14 protein-coding genes and 2 tRNA genes are annotated in these 17,071 nt (G+C 66.3%); 14 read left to right on the top strand and 2 right to left on the bottom strand.

All coding sequences use genetic code 11. From position 1 onward, the window contains the following. Nucleotides 1–87: 87 nt before the first annotated feature. The 4 genes from gltJ (at nt 88) to CYFUS_RS33510 (ending at nt 5,041) form a co-directional block, all read left to right on the top strand. Nucleotides 88–2,079 (top strand): adventurous gliding motility protein GltJ, encoded by a 1,992-nt coding sequence (gene gltJ, locus CYFUS_RS33525; RefSeq protein ID WP_095988929.1) that lies wholly within the window; start codon nt 88–90, stop codon nt 2,077–2,079. Between the two features lie 227 nt (nt 2,080–2,306). Beyond that, nucleotides 2,307–3,161: a hypothetical protein gene (locus tag CYFUS_RS33520; RefSeq protein ID WP_095988928.1), complete on the top strand. Its 855-nt coding sequence runs from the start codon at nt 2,307–2,309 to the stop codon at nt 3,159–3,161. Between the two features lie 194 nt (nt 3,162–3,355). Then, nucleotides 3,356–3,844, top strand: coding sequence for a toxin-antitoxin system YwqK family antitoxin (locus CYFUS_RS33515; RefSeq protein ID WP_095988927.1), 489 nt, complete (start codon nt 3,356–3,358; stop codon nt 3,842–3,844). Between the two features lie 156 nt (nt 3,845–4,000). Further along, complete coding sequence (locus tag CYFUS_RS33510) at nt 4,001–5,041, top strand: TIGR04552 family protein (protein ID WP_232537854.1); 1,041 nt, start codon at nt 4,001–4,003, stop codon at nt 5,039–5,041. Nucleotides 5,042–5,066: 25 nt separating this feature from the next. On the opposite strand, the gene CYFUS_RS33505 is transcribed toward CYFUS_RS33510, so the two are convergent. Together CYFUS_RS33505 and ffh are read right to left on the bottom strand one after the other, a co-directional pair. Beyond that, nucleotides 5,067–7,046 (bottom strand): Ig-like domain-containing protein, encoded by a 1,980-nt coding sequence (locus CYFUS_RS33505; protein WP_157758808.1) that lies wholly within the window; start codon nt 7,044–7,046, stop codon nt 5,067–5,069. A gap of 259 nt (nt 7,047–7,305) precedes the next feature. After that, nucleotides 7,306–8,934, bottom strand: coding sequence for a signal recognition particle protein (gene ffh / locus CYFUS_RS33500; RefSeq protein WP_095988925.1), 1,629 nt, complete (start codon nt 8,932–8,934; stop codon nt 7,306–7,308). A gap of 550 nt (nt 8,935–9,484) precedes the next feature. Between ffh and CYFUS_RS33495 the strand changes: the two genes are divergently transcribed. The 10 genes from CYFUS_RS33495 (at nt 9,485) to CYFUS_RS33455 (ending at nt 17,069) form a co-directional block, all read left to right on the top strand. Beyond that, nucleotides 9,485–9,570 (top strand) — tRNA-Leu (locus CYFUS_RS33495). Between the two features lie 196 nt (nt 9,571–9,766). Beyond that, nucleotides 9,767–9,840: transfer RNA gene (locus tag CYFUS_RS33490), tRNA-Arg, on the top strand. 325 nt (nt 9,841–10,165) lie between these two features. Beyond that, a complete protein-coding gene (locus tag CYFUS_RS33485) occupies nt 10,166–10,537 on the top strand; it encodes a hypothetical protein (protein WP_095988924.1) in 372 nt (123 codons plus the stop codon). Continuing rightward, the gene (locus tag CYFUS_RS53210) at nt 10,530–12,482 is read left to right on the top strand and encodes a hypothetical protein (protein ID WP_232536960.1); all 1,953 of its coding nucleotides are present in this window, start codon (nt 10,530–10,532) and stop codon (nt 12,480–12,482) included. Before CYFUS_RS33485 ends, CYFUS_RS53210 begins: the two co-directional genes overlap by 8 nt. Beyond that, nucleotides 12,479–14,170 (top strand): DNA cytosine methyltransferase, encoded by a 1,692-nt coding sequence (locus CYFUS_RS33475; protein WP_198316231.1) that lies wholly within the window; start codon nt 12,479–12,481, stop codon nt 14,168–14,170. Before CYFUS_RS53210 ends, CYFUS_RS33475 begins: the two co-directional genes overlap by 4 nt. Beyond that, the gene (locus tag CYFUS_RS33470) at nt 14,167–14,979 is read left to right on the top strand and encodes a hypothetical protein (protein WP_095988922.1); all 813 of its coding nucleotides are present in this window, start codon (nt 14,167–14,169) and stop codon (nt 14,977–14,979) included. The genes CYFUS_RS33475 and CYFUS_RS33470 overlap by 4 nt, the downstream gene beginning before the upstream one ends. Before the next feature lie 503 nt (nt 14,980–15,482). Next, the gene (locus CYFUS_RS53205) at nt 15,483–16,118 is read left to right on the top strand and encodes a hypothetical protein (protein WP_232536959.1); all 636 of its coding nucleotides are present in this window, start codon (nt 15,483–15,485) and stop codon (nt 16,116–16,118) included. Beyond that, on the top strand, nt 16,115–16,282 hold the full coding sequence (locus tag CYFUS_RS51920; RefSeq protein WP_198316230.1) for a hypothetical protein: 168 nt from the start codon (nt 16,115–16,117) through the stop codon (nt 16,280–16,282). The genes CYFUS_RS53205 and CYFUS_RS51920 overlap by 4 nt, the downstream gene beginning before the upstream one ends. Beyond that, on the top strand, nt 16,279–16,659 hold the full coding sequence (locus tag CYFUS_RS33460; RefSeq protein ID WP_095988920.1) for a VRR-NUC domain-containing protein: 381 nt from the start codon (nt 16,279–16,281) through the stop codon (nt 16,657–16,659). Before CYFUS_RS51920 ends, CYFUS_RS33460 begins: the two co-directional genes overlap by 4 nt. Continuing rightward, nucleotides 16,656–17,069 (top strand): hypothetical protein, encoded by a 414-nt coding sequence (locus CYFUS_RS33455; RefSeq protein WP_232536958.1) that lies wholly within the window; start codon nt 16,656–16,658, stop codon nt 17,067–17,069. The genes CYFUS_RS33460 and CYFUS_RS33455 overlap by 4 nt, the downstream gene beginning before the upstream one ends. The last annotated feature ends 2 nt before the right edge of the window (nt 17,070–17,071 follow it).

The raw sequence follows: 17,071 nt of genomic DNA, 5'->3' as shown, positions 1-17,071 counted from the left end.
CTAGAGCGGCGTCCTTGACCCCCCCGGAAGCGACCTCTACGATTCCGACGGGTTTTCTCCCGTTATTCCTGAGACTTGCGGGGAACGATGCGTTTCGTTTGCGATAGCTGCCGCGCGCAATACATGATCAGCGACGACAAGGTTGGCGCCAAGGGCGTCAAGGTTCGTTGCAAGAAGTGCGGCCATAACATTGTCGTCCGCCCAGCCGGCTCCGCGCCGGTGAAGGAGGATGGGACGGGTAGTGAGGCTGCGGGCGGTGCGGCCGCGTCCCAGGGTCAGTCGAGTACGGACGGTTTTGGCGTTCCCGCGTCCCTGGGCACGCCTCCCGAGGGAGGAATCTTCGGGGGGGTCGAGGACGATGAGATCGGCGCCGTGTTCGATCAGGTGCTCAACTCCGGCTCGCACAAGGTGCCGGCGGGAGAGGGTCCGGCCCTGGTGGAGGACGCGGCGGTTTCGGACGCGAGCGACGCGATGCGCAAGCTGGCGGAGGCCGAGGCGGGGAGCGCCAAGGCCGCGGCCTCGCACGAGTGGTTCGTCGCCATCGACGAGAAGCAGGTGGGCCCGCTGTCGATGGAGAAGGTGAAGGATCATTGGGAGAAGGGTGAGGTCGGTCCGGACAGCCTGTGCTGGCGTGCGGGCTTCAGCGACTGGATTCCGCTCTCCGAGGCCACGGAGCTGGCGTCGGTGCTGGCGCCGCGTCCGACCCGGCCGGTGATCGTGGAGCCCGCGCCGGTGGTGTCGTCGTCGCCGGTGTCGTCGGGTCCGGTGGAGTCCGCGTTCAGCGCGGGAGGCGCCTCCAAGGCGAGCCGGGCAGAAACGCCCGCGCCCGTGGCTCCGTCCGCGCAGGAGTCGGGTTGGAAGCCATCGGCGGCGAGTGTGCTCGCCTCGCTGGTGAAGGAGGAGAACGAGGCGCTGTCGAAGCCTGCGGCCAAGAGTTCCGTGGCGGAGGAGAAGGCGAAGCCCGCGGCGTCCGGGCTGCTGGATGTGCCGCCGCCTGCGGCCGTGCCGGCGCCAAGCCCGCTGTTGCCCGAGGCCCCCGCGCCCGTGGCGCCGGCCTACGCCCAACCGGCGCCGCATTACGCGCAGCCGATGCCGCAGCAGTACGCGCCTCCTCCGGCCTATGCGCCACCCCCTGCCTATCCGGGCTATCCGCCCCCGGCGGCGCCCAAGCAGGGCGGCAAGATGGGGATGGTGATTGGCGGAGTCGTCGGAGCGCTGTTGCTGGCGGGTGGCGTTGGTTTCTTCATGGCGTCCCGGCCGTCCGTGCCGCCGCCAGTGGCTCCGGCGCCCCAGCCCGTGGCGCAGGCTCCGGTGACACCGCCTCCGACGAAGGCCGCGGAAGTGCCCATGCCTCCGCCGCCGACGGCCGCGGTGGCGCAGAATCCCGCGGCAACGGCTCCGGCGGCGGCTCCCACTGCGCCCGCGACGGCTCCAGCGACTGCTCCCGCGGTGGCTGCGGCGGGGACACCGGCGGCCGTGCCGACGGCGACTCCGCCCGCGGCGACGCCGCCGCCTCCCGCCGCGGTGCCAGCGCAGACTCCGCCGCAGCAGGTTGCCCGGGTGGATCCGCCTGCGCGTGGAGGGACCAAGCGGCCTTCGACGGGCCGTACGCAGCGCGAGAGCGAGGACGAGGAGCCCGTGGCGCGTAGCAGCCCGCCGCCCAAGAGCAGTGGCGGGGGAGGCGATGACGAGTTCGATGAGTTGTTCGGAACGAAGCCGGCCAGTGGAAAGGGCTCGGCGCCTGCGGGCCGTACGGTCTACGTGCCTCCGGAGCCTGGTGGCGGTGGATCCATTCCCCAGAAGCTCGGACAAGCGGACATCATGCAGGTGGTCGTGAACAACAAGCCCGCCATCGTGAAGTGCGTGAACGAGCAGAAGAAGAAGGACCCGGGTCTGAGCGGCAAGCTGGTGATGCGCTGGACCATCCAGACGTCGGGCAAGACGACGAATGTGTCCTGCCAGACGGGGGAGTTCCGCTCGACCTACATGGCGACCTGCATCTCCGGGCTGATCAAGGGGTGGAACTTCCCGAAGCACAAAGTGCAGGGAGATCCCATCGACTTTCCGTTTACGTTCTGACCCCAAGGTAGGAGAGGACAGTCACCCAGCGGACAAGACTACAGGGTGACTGTTCATCTCATGGGGAGTGAATCTTCCTTTGGGAGGATGCGTCGAGAGGGTCTGTCGACACTCGTTGACAGGCCTGGAGCGACGGGACTAAAGCCGCGCGCTGCAGGAAGAAGGGGGGCCTTGAGTGGCCGGCTGCCCGCCTTCATGTGACGTATCCCTTCAGGAGGAAGCCGAGAATGCAGCTTCGGAAGATGACGTTGATGATTGCCGCGCTGGGCCTGGCGTTGACGGCTTGCCCGGGTGGTGGTCGTGAGGATCTGTCGTGCACTGCGGATACTGACTGCAGCGCGGAGGGCAACGAGATCTGCCACCCGACGGCCAAGGTCTGTGTGCAGACCTGTACGGACACGAATGATTGTCCGGATTCCTCGAAGACGTGCGAGGCGATCAGCTCTTCGAATACGCAGAAGATCTGCAAGTGCTCCACGGATGCGCTGTGCCAGACGGACGAGCGCGTGACGGACGCCTCGACCCTGTCGTGCGACAAGACCTACCGCGTGTGCAAGTCGACTGGGACGACCACCCCGCCGGGAGCTACCTGCACGGGTTCGGGCCAGAGCTCCTGCGCTTATGGTCAGTTCTGCAGCGGCGGTACCTGCACGGCTGCGCCGGAGGCTGCGGCGACCTGCGAGAACTTCTCGAAGAACCGTCCGAACTGGAGCGCTGCTTCGAGCAACGGTCCGGTCATCTACTCCGTGGCGGGAACCAGCTACCAGGTCGGTTCGGCGTACTGCCAGGCCTCCGCTCCGGATGCATTCATTGTTCGGGTGCGTGCGTACCGGACTGATGCTGACTGGCCCTCTACCCGCGCTGGTCTGTCTGGTTTCTTCTACGTGACCACGGGGGGGCAGCCGTTTGATGTGGTTAACGACGCTCTCCTTGTGCCGAACACTGGCTACAATCGGACTGCCAGCAATCTCAAGGACGCTGAGTTCAACATCTATCTCTGCCGCCCATCCAACTCTCAGACCATCCAGGTTGGTTTCTACTTCACGGGTGGAAACCCGGTGTGCGAGAACATTAGCCGTTAGCCTTGTTGGCTAGTGGGCTGAGTTTCTCCCTCTGTTGGTTGTGGAGCCCCACTCCTACTTGTAGGCGTGGGGCTTTTTATTACATGGGAACATGCTTTTCGACCGGATCAAATACCAGTAAATATCAACAAGACTCGTGCGTCAGTTTGGTTGACGGCGGTAATGCCGTGTTGATTGAAGAAAAGGAGAACAGCATGCAGCTGACGAATTGGATCAGGACGTTCGGAATGTTCGCGGCGGTGACTTGCAGCTCTTCGGTTTTCGCCAAGGAGTCCATCAAGCTGGATTGTCCCACTGGAACCGTGCAGTCCAGCAGCGCGAACGGCAAAGCCGCCGACATCGTGGCTTGCGTGAAGACGAATGGTAAGGCCTTCAGTCCTCATGGGGCCACGGTCTACTTGTATCCCAACGGGACCAAGCAGGCCGAAGGCATGTCTGAGGACGGTTTCCGTACAGGGCTTTGGACCTTCTACAACGAACAGGGCCGGAAGACTGGGTCTGCCACCTTCAAGCACAGCAACTTCCACGGCGAAGTCGTCGAGTTGCACGAGAACGGCAAGATCAAGAAGGTGGATCAGTACATTGAGGGGCTGCGGGAAGGAACGGCCAAGGAGTTTTCTGCGGATGGTACCCTGGTCAAGCAGACTGAGTACCGGAATAATCGTCAGGTCGCTGTCAAGTAGTCTTTGTACCTAGTGGCGGTGATGAAGGGTCTCGATGACCCCCGTTTCTGGCTGAGCCTCTTCCCTCTGTGAGCAGGCTCAGCTAGAAGCTCAAGGGTGAAGTCCGCACCTACCCTACAGTCGTTGCCCGACCTGCCTATTTGTGCCGTGGCTGACATGGGCCTCCGTGAACTTGAGCGCATCCGGCTCATTCTCCGGGGTGGTTCTGTCATTGACTGGCGGCGAATGCACTTTCAGGCCCATGAAGAGGTCGATCGATTCCTTCGCCTCTGTCAACTCGATGCGACTCGGGCTGAAGACGAGGCGTGGGCGCGAGTTGTGCTCTCGGATGCTGTAGAGTACCTCCGAAAAACCTTCAACTACCGGGTAGCTGACGCTGTAGCGAATCCGGAGAAGATTCACGACCTCTTCCTCTTTGCCTCTGGCGTCAAAGGGTTACCAAGGCATCGGCGTATCGCTTGTATCGTCCTCAAGGTGATGCACGTTATTCAGCACATCGAGGGACGCGACCTGCTTCATCGATTGGCATGCTCTGAAGTGGAGTTGTCACGACTGGTAATGGACAAGGTGTTGGGCGTAGCTCAGTTGCTTCAAACCAAAGGTCTGCCAGTTGTTGAGTTCGCTCATTCCATCAAGACGCGAGAATCTCTTGTTACCAAATTGCTGGCCAAGAGAGAGACGGTTGCTGCGCAGATCTACGACCGTACTCGTTTTCGAATCATCACTCGGACGCAATCAGATATCATTCCTGTTCTTTACTTCTTAACCCAGCATCTGTTCCCATTTAATTTCGTTGTTCCTGGACAGACTGAAAATACACTTGTCTCGTTCAAGGCTGTGCTTGCGGAGAACCCTCATCTCCAACAGTACGCGCAGCATCTTCATTTGGACCTCGATTATGAAGAACGAGAAGAGAAAACGCGCAATGTGTTTTCTGGCAGCACGTACCGAGCCCTGAATTTCATTGTGGACGTGCCGCTACGGATGGATGCGTATTTGCCCGCTCCGGAGAAAGATTCTCGTGAGAGAAAAAATAGGACAGTTTTTACTCTTGTAGAATTTCAGATTATGGATGAAGAGACCGCTCAGAAAAATGAGGAAGGGCAGAATGCGCATAAGGTTTACAAGCATAAGCAAAGGCGGCGTGTTTTGCGCCGCCTTTCGCGCGGTCTTGTGATCCCAAAGCGTCAAGGGTGAGCCTGCTGCCGTCAATTTTTAACGGTTAGTGGTTGTGTCGGCGAATGTAAATATATTCTCCTGGGAAATACTCTCCTGAGTTAAGGCTCTCGAACCAAGCGATAATTGGTCTTTCGGATTGATCGATTGCGACTGTTGACCGGAGACTGTTTTCCTGTCCCACGTTGATGCCGTCTATGCTTGATAGACTGGCCCAGGAGTTTTGTTCCCAGGTGCTAATGAAACTCTGACTGCTTCCTTCATTGGTCCAGGAGAATTCTTGCCAGCTAAGGAATGTTTTCCCTGTGGGAGATGTTTTTATGTTGGGAAAGCTTGCGTATGTGTACGCGTTGTATGCACTTAGTGCTGGACCCATTCTTCCCCAGGATTGTTCGCCCGTTGAGTGAAAGACTTGTATGTCCCTAGCTCCATCTGGAGTGGATTCTTCGGACCAAGCCAAATATAGAATGTTGTTTGGTCCTATGCTCAACGAGCAGTCCTTTGCCCAAGTCTCTCCACCAGGAGTTGCGCTAAGTCCTCCTGAGATGTACCCAGTGGATTCATCTCCCCGAAAGGGGGGGACAGCATACTCCCACTTGTCGTTAGTGCTGATGTACTTCATGACATAGATGTTGGTGGGAGAGTATTGCTCCAGGGTTTGTTCCTGGAATGCGACAATAGGTTGGTCGTAGCTGTCGATGACGAGGGATGGCTTTGAACTGCTGGTTTCCCTGGGGACGGCATGTACCCGCCCCATATTGGGTCCTACGCCAAGGAAACCACCTCCACTGACCGACATCCAGACGTAGATGTTCGACACATTGGCGGTGTCTCTCTCGTCCCATGCCACATAGATTTGATTGCCCTTCACCGCGAGCGATGGATTGTGCGCTGGCGTCGGAACCCGGCTGGAACGCGTATCATTTTCGGCAGATAGGGGCCCAGTGCCTACGGTTTGCCACGAACTCCCAATCCATCGCTTCACGTAGATGTTCTCGTTGAATCCATCGGACTCTTCCCATGCGATGATGGGGTTTCCATCGCTACCAAGAGCCATTGACGCCTTGAACGCAGATCCGAGTGGCGTGCCGTTGAGCGGCTCACCCATGGGCACGAAGGCTCTTCCATCCCAACGATAGACGAAGATGGAGGACCTCTTTCCTGGGGTCCGTTCTTCACTCCATGCAACGATGGGGTTGCCTTCCCTGTCGAGCACCATGGTGGAGTCCTTCAGTTTCGTGTCGGTGCCCGTGATGGCTTCCAGCGGGCCTCCGAAGGAGTACCAATCCGGAACCTCGAAGCTCCATGGGGAACTGGTCGAGGTGATGGGGTTGGCCAGCGCATTGCCCGCCAGATCGGTGATGCCCCGGCTCAAGCCAAACGAGAAGGTCGCCGGCAGCGTCGGGCGCTCCTTGGGCTTGATCGTGAGCGTCTTTCCATCGCTCGACAGCGAGAGCGTTTTTTCCGCCTGGACTCCCGCTACCGCGAAGCTCACCGTGGTGTCGTTGACCGTCGTCGCCTTCACCGGTTTGGTGAACACCACCTGGAATGGCGTACGGTAATCCACGTTGGTCGAACCCTGCGCCGGTGTCCGTGACGCGACCTGCAGGTTGGTTCGGTCGACGACCACCTTCACCGGCGCGCTGACGAAGCTCTTCCCTGCGCGAACCGCTCGGGCCGTGATCGTGTACTCCCGCTCGGCGTCCAGCGTTGTGTCCCACGTGTACTGAAACGGTGGGGCGGTCGGCGTGGCCAGCAACTCGCCGTCCTTGAGGATCTGGACAGCGTCCGCGACGCCTCCTCGCACCTCGACCGTGATGGTCACAGACGTGCTGCTGTAGAAGGTGTCCGCGGGACTCGTGATGGTCACCGCCAGGTCGCTCACCGGTGTCCCTGAGTCCGGAACCTCCGCTGACCCCGCGTCCGGTCGCGGGTTTCCCCCGCCAGGTTCGATCTCGGGCACGTTGATACAGGCGGACATCCACCCGGTGAGCAATAGAGGAATGATGCGTTTCTTGATGGGCATGGCTCTCCGCAATGCAGGCTCCATTCCAGGAGCCCGGGGCTGACTCGCGGGGCGCGCGTCGTCGTAAGTCCCCGCAATGTCTCGCCGAGCGTGCCTCAGCCCTCTCCAGACGGAAAGCCCGATGCGCTCGGCTCGTCCAGCGTGGGAGCGGGGAGTCCGGCGGGGTGGATGGGGAGCCCACAAACGACTGCGCCGCTCCAGGAAGCCCGTTGCGGGACTCCCGAGCGGCGCGTGCGTGGCGCTCCCGTACCGGACGCGTCTACTTCTTCTTCCGGTTCTTCTTCTTGTTCTCCTTCTCGCGCTTGCGGCGCTCCTTGATGGCGTCCTTGTTCTCGGGCTTGGCCGCAGAGGGCGGGGCGTAGCCCATCATGCGCGCCTTCGCCATCGCCGCCTGCCCCATGGGCGCCGTGTAACCCGGCGCGATCTGCGGCAGCTGCATGCCTCCCATCCCCGCCATGGCCTTCTCCATCATCTTCGGGTCCTTCCCGAACATGCTCGACAGGTCCATGTTCTTCATCTGCGCCAGCTGCCCCATCTGCTTGAAGCCCGGAATCCTCCCCAGCAGGCCCGGATTCTGCCCAATCGTCCCCATCACCTGCTGCATCATCCCGAACTTCTGCAGCAGTTCGCGCACTTCCTCCGTCTTGCGCCCGCTTCCCTTCGCGATGCGCTTCACCCGGCTGTCGTTGATGAGCTGCGGGCGCAGCCGCTCCTGCTCCGTCATCGAGTCGTACATCGACTCGATCTTCGTCAGCTCCTTCTCGTCCGGATTGAGCTGCTCGGTCATCTCTCCGAAGAGCGGGAACTTCTCCAGCAGATCCTTCAGCGGGCCCATCTTCCGCACCATGCGGATCTGCCCCACGAAGTCCTTCATCGTGAAGTTGCCCGACAGGAGCTTCTGCGCGTCCTCGGCCGCCTTCTTCTCGTCGACGACCTGCTCGAAGTCCTTCATCAGCCCGACGATGTCGCCGAAGCCGAGAATCCGGCTCGCGAGTCCGTCCGGACGGAACTCCTCCAGCTTGTCCATCGACTCGCCCATGCCGAGGAACTTGATGGGCTTGCCCGTCACCTCCTTGATGGACAACGCCGCGCCTCCTCGCGCGTCACCGTCCAGCTTCGTGAGGATGAAGCCATCCAGGCTCAGGCGCCGGTCGAACTCCGCCGCCGTGCGCACTGCGTCCTGTCCAATCATCGCGTCGCACACGAGCAGGATGTTGTCCGGTCGCACCTGGCCCTTGATGGCCTCCAGCTCGGTCATCAACGCCTCGTCGATGGCCAGGCGGCCCGCCGTGTCGATGAGCACCACGTCGCACTTCTGCTCGCGCGCCGCGGCGTACCCGCGCCTGGCGAGTTCTGGTGGCGCCACGTTGGGCTCGAAGTACACCGGGACCTTCAGCCGCTCGCCGAGGACCTTGAGCTGATCCACCGCCGCCGGCCGGTAGATGTCCGCGGCCACCAGCAGCGGCTTGCGTCCCTCCTTGAGCAGCTTGCTGGCGAGCTTGCCCGTGGTCGTCGTCTTTCCCGAACCCTGCAAGCCCACCATCATGATGCCGCTGAGCTGATCGCGCGGCTTGAGCTGCAGGCTCGTGTCCACCGGGCCCATGAGTGCCTCGAGCTCGTCGTGGCAGATCTTCACGAAGTGATCGCCCGCCGAGACGCGGCGCTTGTTGCCCGCCTTGTCCGTGATGGTCGTCTGCACCACCTCGCCCACGGCCTTCTCGCGCACCCGGGCGACGAACTTCTTCACCACGTCGAAGGCGACGTCCGCCTCCAGCAGGGAGACGCGGATGTCGCGGAGCGACTCGTCCACCATCTCGGGGGTGATCTCACTCTTGCCCGCGAGGCGGTTCTTCGCGGCACGGAAGCCCTTGGTGACGGTTTCAAGCATGGCGGTCGCTATATAACAGCGGCGCTCGGGACGGGATGCCCATGTGCGGCGCCGTCGTCCGGTGGATGCCACCCCTCGTGTCCGGTGCGCGGCGCTCTCCCTTTCTCCGGACTCCAGCTGAAGAGCGTCCGTTGGCTCCACCTGTCGAGCCGCTGCTCGCCCCCGCGCCGGGTGCCTTGGACGTTCGCACCTCGATGCACTCGCCAGCACCGGCGTCGCACTCCGCGCCGGACGCTTCGCGGCCCCTCGATGCCAACCCCACGGCTTGTCTTGCCTCGCGCGGTGTCGGGCCGCGCGAAACGCTCCCTCCCCCACGCTCACCGGGTGTGAGCCTCCCACCCGTACTCAGAGTCGAGGACGCGCTGGCAGTACTCCCTCGGGTCTGGTAAGTTCGGCCACCCTGGTTCAACTACCTGTCCAGTTGGGCTCTTTTCATGACCTGTCAGGTAAGAGCGTGGTACCGCCAGGATGAGGTCGAGAGCAGGTCGGGCCGGAAGGACGCGGAGGCGGGGACTGCCTTCCGGGTTCATCCGTTGTTGAGTCGACGCGCGCACGAGTGGCGAAACTGGCAGACGCAGCGGACTTAAAATCCGCTGGCCCGAAGGGGCCGTCCGGGTTCGATCCCCGGCTCGTGCATTCGCAAGCTCCATGCTCGGGGCGGTGAACTCTCGGCCTGGCGTGGACGAGTGGCTCTGCTCGGTGAACTGGCGGACAAGCCTCTGTCGTCCGCATGTCTCTTCCAGGAAGTGTTCGCGCCTGGTGGGCTGTTGCCAGAAAGCGTGCTTGCGTCGGCGGAAGAAGTCGGCTAGTTACCCGCTCGCCGGTGGCGTTTGCGCGATTAGCTCAGCTGGATAGAGCGTTGGCCTCCGGAGCCAAAGGCCGCAGGTTCGACTCCTGCATCGCGCGCTGATGTAACCCGGCGGAACTCCTCGGAGAAATTCCGAGGAGTCCGCCGGGAAACTCGGCCCCCAGCCCTCCCCATCAGTCAGTTGCAAGTCCGCCACACGGGACCTCTTGGTCTGTCAGTGCGGCTGTCGCTCCTGCGTTTGGCTGCTCCCTTTCTGGGCGGTTGGCGCGCTCGGGTTCGTGGCGGCGGCTCATCTCTGTCCGCCAGTGGGGGCGGGGCGACCTACGAGCAGGCCGGTCTCGACGCCCTGTCCTCAGTGCGTCCCGCCATGTCCGAGCTGTCGGACGGGGATGCGGGGGCGGGGAAGAAGATCGGCGGTGATCAATGAGCGCCTCCGACTGCCCGACCCCCAAGGAGGTGGCTCGGCTCGGCGCGGCGGTGGACGCCGCGCGCCGCGTCGTCGCTGTTGTCGACACGCCCACCACGTACGCGGGTCAGGACGAGCACCTCGCCCGTCTGCGCGTGGCGCTCGCCGAGGCCCACGCGGCGCTCGCCGCGGTGCATCCGTCCGCGCCCGCGTCCGTCCAGGACTGGGCGGAGCTGCAAGCCGCCGTTGCTCCCTTCCTCCAGCTCGCCGTCGACAGGCTGGCGCGGCGCTCGTGGGAGCCGGTCCCGGACGAGGCCTGTCGGCGCCTGCTGCGCGCCTTCGGCCACGAGCTGCCGGCGACGCCGGGAGGAGAGGTGCGCCATGGGTGAGCCCACCCGCCTCACCGACGAGCATCGCGAGCAGCACTTCCACCGAGGCCTCGCGCTCGAGCGCGCTCTGGCCGAGTTGCCCGCCATCAAGGAGCGATTCCTCGCGGCCCTGGCACGCCAGGAGGAGGCGCTGCGCACGCAGCACACCCGGGCAATGGCGGCGGCCACCACGGGCGAGGATCCGGACGCCCAGGCCCACCAGCAGGACTTGGCGCTGGACACGCCCGCGCTGTCGACGAGCCCGAATGCCTCTCCCTGGAAGGACGAGCAGCCAGACCCGGAGCCGCCCAGGGGCCCGGGACGCCCGCGGCGGCGCCCGGCCACCGAGGCCAAGGGGGAGAAGCGCGCCGGAAAGGCAGCGTCCGCGAGGACGGCGACGGTCGCGGAGGCCTCGGCCGCGCCAGTGGAGGACGACGCCGTGCCGGCCCCGGCAGTGCCCTGCTGCACCTGCGGCGACTCGCTGGCGGACCACACGAGCCCGCAGGGGGCGGTCGGCGCCTGCCGCGCGAAGAAGTGCCTGGCGAAGCCGCGGTGCCGAGCCTTCCAGCTCGGCCGGGTGCTGGGCTGGACGCTCACGTGGCAGGGCGGGTGGAGGGAGACGAACGACAAGCCCGTCTTCTTCCTCTCGCAGCGCGAAACGGACATCGCCAAGCACGGCCCGCTCCTGCCCCAGGAGGGCGGCCTCGTCTACGTAGACCCGGTTCGCCTCGGGCGCGGTACGGACGTGCTCGCGGTGGCGCGCGCGAAGGGGGAGTGGTCGTGCGTGAAGGGACTGCGCGGCGTGCCCCTGCGCGTGCTGGAGGTGGTGGCGCGCGTCCTCGCCGAGTCCTCCCCGGCAGCTCCTGCCGCGCCCGTCTCCGCGCGGGAGAAGTACCTGGCCGAGACGCGCGAGCGCTTCCCCCACTTCACGGAGGACGAGGTGCTCCGCCATGTGGAGAACTTTCTGAGAATCGATGGGCACCCGCTGGCGGCGCCACCGGCGTTCTCCGGACTCGATGCCACGGCCCTCCTGGACGCGCACCTGGGCGCCCGGGAGGAGGAGCGGGAGTACAAGGACGAGCTGGAGGTGACTGGGACGGACAGCGCCTGCGGCTCCTGCGACGCCCGGGAAGGCCCGCGGGCTCGGTTGAGCTTCTCCCGCCACAGCCGTCCCCGCGGAGTGAAGACGTGGCGCGCGGACAAGGATTCGCGCTGCCTTGGCATCGGCTTCAACCTCTGGTTGTGCTCGCGCTGCTGCACCCCGGAGGCACTCGCCGAGAAGCGCCAGACGCGTGAGCGCGAGGCGACGACAGTGGAAGGGGATGACACTCCGAGCGAGTGCGACGGGTGCACCAGCGAGTTCCCCGCCTCGCAACTGCAACCGGTGGGGCCCGAGGATGCGCGCGGTTTCTACTGCGAGGTGTGCCGGGCGGAGATCGCCAACACCAGCCCCACGCCCGTGCCGACGGCGGCCCCGGCTGCCACGTCGAGCGCGCCTGCGGCGTCTCCGCCGCCGTCCATGCCCGAGAATGGCCCAGGCCCCGAGGAAGGCGTCCCGCTCGACTCCGTCAACCTGGAGGAGGTGACGGACCTGCGAGACGTGCTGTGCCTGCTCAAAGGCTCGCAGGGGAGTGCCCCCCGTGCCGCACGCCTGCGGCACATCGTGTCCGTGCTGGCGCTGTCCGCACGTGAGGAGTCGTGGAGCCACCTCGCCGGACACGAGCCGTGGATTGTCGTGCTGCACCCCACGGCCACTCGTGGGGAGGTGTGGCTGAGCTACGACAGACGGGCGCTGGGCACGGCGGGGCCCTGGCTATGGGACGGGGAGGCGCTCACCCGTGCCGGGGACTGGGCGGCGCCCCGGAAGGGGCACACCAAGGGTAAGTCCGCCGAGGAGGCGCTGCGCCTGCTTGAGCCCGCGCTGCGGGCGGTTCTCACCGCGCTTGGCCCCGGAGGTGAGGCGTGACGACGTGGCGAGCACGGCGCGCGTCGCCGGGGGACCCCATGCTCAAGGGCCCGTTGAAGGGCAGACGCCGGTACCGCCCGGCCGGCGCCCCCATCATCGTGGACCTCTTTGCTGGCGGGGGAGGCGCCAGCACCGGCATTGAGGCGGCGCTGGGTCGAGCGGTGGACGTCGCGGTCAACCATGACGAGTTGGCGTTGCGTGTCCATGGGGTGAACCACCCGCGGACGGTGCACCACGTCGCCAGCCTCTGGGAGGTGGAGCCCCGCGTGGCCACGGCGGGCAGGCCGGTGGCGCTCCTGTGGGCGAGTCCCGACTGCACCCACTTCTCCATCGCCAAGGGCGCCCGGCCGCGCGAGCAGCGGATCCGCGCGCTGGCATGGGTAGTGCGTGACTGGGCGCGGGAGGTGGAGCCGGAAGTCATCATGCTGGAGAACGTTCGCGAGTTCCTCGACTGGGGGCCCCTGTACCCGGACGACTGGCCGGAGGAGGAGCTGCGCGGCACGCCCATCCCCGAGCGCAAGGGCGAGACGTTCCGGCAGTTCGTGGGCAACCTGGAGGTGCTGGGCTACCGCGTGGGCTGGCGTCTCCTCGATGCCTCCCACTTCGGTGCCCCCACGCGGCGCGTGCGCCTGTTCCTGGTGGCTCGTCGTGACGGGCAGCCCATCTCCTGGCCCGAGGCAACTCATGGCCCGGGGAAGCTGCCATTCCGCACGGCGGCCGAGTGCATCGACTGGAGCCTGCCGTGCCCGTCCATCTTCGAGCGCAAGCGGCCACTGGCGGAGAAGACGCTCTGGAGGATCGCCGAGGGACTGCGCCGCTTCGTCCTGGAGAACCCTCGGCCCTTCGTCGTGGGCTGTGGGGGGCGTGCCGGCCAGACGCCTCCCACCGCTAGTGACGCTCCCCTCGGCACCATCACCAAGAAGAACGACCGGGCGCTCGTCACACCCACCATCATTCCCATCGACCAGCAAGGCTCGCGCGGGTCAGGTGCGGCGGCGGACGAGCCACTGTCCACCGTCGTCACGAAGAGCCGTCACGCCCTGGTGGCCCCGACGCTAATCCAAACCGGGTACGGAGAGCGCCGGGGCCAGGCGGCGCGTGTGCCTGGCCTTCACGTGCCGCTCGGAACAGTCGTGGCCACGGGCCAGAAGCACGCGCTCGTCGCCCCCTTCCTCGCGAAGCACTACGGCGGTGTGGTGGGCCACGGGGTGACGCAGCCGATCGGCACCATCACCGCGACGGACCACCACTCGCTGGCGGCTGCCACGCTGGTGAAGCTGCGCGGTACATGCACCGGCTCGGACCTCGAGGAGCCCATGCCGACGCTCACCGCCGGAGGGAACCACGTGGCCGAGGTCCGGGCCTTCCTCACCACCTACTACGGCGAGGGCTCGGCAGGGCAGCGTCTGGACACGCCCCTGCGCACCATCACCGCCAAGGCGCGTCTGGGCCTCGTCACCGTCGAGGGGCACGACTACCAGATCAGCGACATCGGCATGCGCATGCTCGAGCCCCACGAGCTGCTGCGCGCGCAGTTCGGCCGCTTCGCCGAGCACTACGACTTGAGCGCCTGCACCACGAAGGCGGATGCGGTGCGGCTCATCGGCAACAGCGTCTGTCCGGAGGTGGCCGAGGCCCTCGTGAGCGCCAACCTGGGCGAGCGGGTACCCGCGAGGGAGGCTGCATGACCTCGGCGCCCATCATCACCGAGCAGCGGCTCTTCGCCGTGACGCTCCGCCGCCCGTGGGCCGCCCTCGTGGCCCTCGGGGTGTGCCCCGTCATCAGCCTGCCGTCGGCGGACGAGTACCTCTTCGGGGAGTACGTCGCCATTCACGCGAGCGCGGAGGAAGACAGCCGCGCAGCGGAGCGGCTCGCCCTCGCCCGGGCCGAAGTGCCCGAGCACGAGCTCGCCCAGGTGACGGACGCCGTGGTGGCCGTGGCCCGTGCGCGGCGGCTGGAAAGCATTTCTCCGAGCCTCGCACCGGCGCTATCGCCCTGGGCGCATGGTTCCGTCCTGCTTTGGGTGGACACGCCCGTGCCCATTGCCCCGGTGCCCACGCGGGGCGGCCGCTCCATGTGGACGCCCCCGGAGGAGCTGCGCGTGCGGCTCGGCCGCGCCTACCGGGACGCGCGAGCAGAGCAGAAGGCGTTGGCCCGCGCCGCCCAGTGGAATGAGGAGCTGGAGGCCCAGCTGTCCCGGGTGCTCACCGTGGACGAGCCGGGCCGGGCCCGCGGCCCCGCACCCTTCATTCACACCGCCCTGCACAGCGTCCTCCCTGCCCAGCGGGTGCAGCGCCTGGTGCCTTGTGCTCACTGCGGCCGGCTGTGGAGCGGCGGCGGCCCGGGGCGCTTCCATTCGTACCGGTTGCCGAGCGCGAAGTGCGAGGAGCCGGGCTGGCCGCGCTGCTCCCACGGGACGCCCCACTTCGCGGACTGCCGCTGGACGGTGCCCGTGCCCCCTCCCTGCTGCCGGACACAGACAGGAGCTGCGGCATGACGTGCCACGCGGACGTCGCCACCCTGCGCGCGGAACTGGCCGCGGCGCTGGCTCGGGCCGAGCGGGCCGAGGCCACGTTGCACCTGCAGGCCCAGGCGCTCGTCACCCTCACCGCGCGCCTCGGGGATCCGGCCACAGTGCCTCCACCGCCCGCGTCACGCTCGGACAGCGTGACGGAGGTGCGTGACGCGTCACGCGTGACGCGTCACGCCCCCAGCGTGACGCGCGTCACGGACCCGGGCATGACGGAGGCCCAGGAGAACGAGCGCCGAAAGGCTCAGGCGGCAGCAAGATCAAGGGCTTACCGACTACGCCAACGCCTCGTGACGGCCGAGCGTGACAGCGTGACGCGTGACGTGATGCAGGAGGAGGAGAAGAAGAAAGAAATAACTACACCTCCTCCTCCCTCCGTCACGCTGGCGCCCGTCACGCCCGTCACACCGCCGAGGATCGGACGCCTCACCGTGACGCGCGCGGCGGCTGCCCGGGAGTACCGAGCGCCCATGCCCACGGCCCACCTGCCTGCCGAGGTGCAGGCGCTGCGCGAGGCCTGGCAGACGCTCGTGGTGGGCTCGGGGCGCGGTTTCGCTCCGTGGCCCGAGCGCACCTCGGTGGCCCTCCTCGCGAACGCGGAGGCGGCGTTGCAGGAGCGGCCGCTCGAGGAGTGGCGCGAGGTGTTCGCCCGGGTGCCGCGCTCCCCGCTGTGCCGGGGGGAGTTGCGCACCCGCCGGACGGCCGACCTGCTGTGGATTCTCCGGGGCACCTGCCCCGATGGGCACACGCCCGCGGACAAGCTGCTGCACGGGGGGTGGACGCTGGACCCGAAGACGCCCACCGAAGCCTCGCCCGAGGAGCCGAAACCGGAACCTCTGGCCCAGGCTCTACCCGGGGACAGCCCCGCGGGGACTGCGTGGCGGCAGGTGCTCGCGTCCCTGGGTGGGCAGGGCTTCAAGTACGCCGTGAGCCAGCTCGAGCCGCTGCGCCCGCGGGAGGTGGCGAACGGGGTGCTGGTGCTCTCCGCCGGAGACAGGTTTCGCCGGAGCTTCGTCGAGGAGCACTTCGGCCCTCTCGTGCGCGAGCACGCGGGGTGGTGCGGCCTTGCCGGGGTGCGCGTGGACGTGGGGGAGGGCGAGCCATGACGCACGGCCAACAGCGCCTCGTGTTCCTCGCGCACGTACTCCTCGCCTGCGCACTCTTTGGCACCCCGGGCGAGGCGCCCCGGCTGCTCTCCGCGGGGAGCCTCGTGGCCTCGCTGCTCGGCCTCACCCGCGCGGTGGGCGAGCTGCGCCGGAGGCGGCCATGAGGTACGCCGCCCAGAGGGACAAGGCCGAGCCCGCCGTGGTGCGGGCGTTGCAACTCACCGGGTGGACGGTGGTGCCGGTGTCCGCCCCGGGCTTCCCGGACTTGCTGTGCGTGCGCCGCGGCGTGGTGGTGCTGCTCGAGGTGAAGAGCAAGGGTGGGCGGATGCAGCCCGCCCAGGTGGAGCTCCACGCCCGGCTGCGCGTGGCGGGCCTCGCGGTGGCCGTCGTCACCACGCCCGAGGAGGCGCTGGCGGCCGTGCGCGGCGACGTGCAGCGCACCGCCCTCACCGAGCCCGCGAAGCGCCGGGGTAGCGCGGGCCGCACCCTCGCCGAGCTCGCCACCCCAAACACTCTCAACCCAGGCAGGAGGAGGACATGAGCTGCTTTCAGCGCCCCAGCCGAATCACCTGCGCGTGCGGCACGGTGGTGAAGGTGGGCCCGAAGGGCATGGTGCCCTGGCGTTGCCGCACGTGTGTGTACAAGCACAAGCTCGCCCGGGCGAGAGGGGAGACTCCGCCCTCCCGGCCCGCCCACCTGGTGGCGGCGGAGCGGAGTGAAGAGCTCGGCCCCGCGCGCCCTCTGCTGGGCCTCACTGCGGCGGAGTTGAGCGCCTGGCGCCACCGGAGGATTGTCGAGTTGTACCAGCGCGAGCCGGAGCTCTCAGTGGACGCGCTCTGTGAGCGTTTCGACGTGAGCAAGCAACAGGTGCTGGGCACACTCCAGCGGGCGGGGATCCGCGTCCAGGGCAACGGGCGCACGGCCCTGCCGGCGGGACTTCCTGCCCGGTAATG

Source organism: Cystobacter fuscus (genome assembly GCF_002305875.1).
In the GTDB taxonomy this organism is placed as follows: Bacteria; Myxococcota; Myxococcia; order Myxococcales; family Myxococcaceae; genus Cystobacter; species Cystobacter fuscus_A.
The sequence above is the reverse complement of the archived record's forward strand: the minus strand, read 5'-3'. Positions and strand labels throughout refer to the sequence as shown.

What these genes read in the sequence shown, in the direction of transcription:
- CYFUS_RS33455 (WP_232536958.1), top strand. Translation starts at nt 16,656, where the DNA reads ATGAGCTGCTTTCAGCGCCCCAGCCGAATCACCTGCGCGTGCGGCACG.
- gltJ (WP_095988929.1), top strand. Translation starts at nt 88, where the DNA reads ATGCGTTTCGTTTGCGATAGCTGCCGCGCGCAATACATGATCAGCGAC.
- CYFUS_RS33485 (WP_095988924.1), top strand. Translation starts at nt 10,166, where the DNA reads ATGAGCGCCTCCGACTGCCCGACCCCCAAGGAGGTGGCTCGGCTCGGC.
- CYFUS_RS33515 (WP_095988927.1), top strand. Translation starts at nt 3,356, where the DNA reads ATGCAGCTGACGAATTGGATCAGGACGTTCGGAATGTTCGCGGCGGTG.
- CYFUS_RS33520 (WP_095988928.1), top strand. Translation starts at nt 2,307, where the DNA reads ATGCAGCTTCGGAAGATGACGTTGATGATTGCCGCGCTGGGCCTGGCG.
- CYFUS_RS53210 (WP_232536960.1), top strand. Translation starts at nt 10,530, where the DNA reads ATGGGTGAGCCCACCCGCCTCACCGACGAGCATCGCGAGCAGCACTTC.
- CYFUS_RS33460 (WP_095988920.1), top strand. Translation starts at nt 16,279, where the DNA reads ATGAGGTACGCCGCCCAGAGGGACAAGGCCGAGCCCGCCGTGGTGCGG.
- ffh (WP_095988925.1), bottom strand. Translation starts at nt 8,934, where the DNA reads ATGCTTGAAACCGTCACCAAGGGCTTCCGTGCCGCGAAGAACCGCCTC.
- CYFUS_RS51920 (WP_198316230.1), top strand. Translation starts at nt 16,115, where the DNA reads ATGACGCACGGCCAACAGCGCCTCGTGTTCCTCGCGCACGTACTCCTC.
- CYFUS_RS53205 (WP_232536959.1), top strand. Translation starts at nt 15,483, where the DNA reads ATGCCCACGGCCCACCTGCCTGCCGAGGTGCAGGCGCTGCGCGAGGCC.
- CYFUS_RS33470 (WP_095988922.1), top strand. Translation starts at nt 14,167, where the DNA reads ATGACCTCGGCGCCCATCATCACCGAGCAGCGGCTCTTCGCCGTGACG.
- CYFUS_RS33510 (WP_232537854.1), top strand. Translation starts at nt 4,001, where the DNA reads ATGGGCCTCCGTGAACTTGAGCGCATCCGGCTCATTCTCCGGGGTGGT.
- CYFUS_RS33505 (WP_157758808.1), bottom strand. Translation starts at nt 7,046, where the DNA reads ATGCCCATCAAGAAACGCATCATTCCTCTATTGCTCACCGGGTGGATG.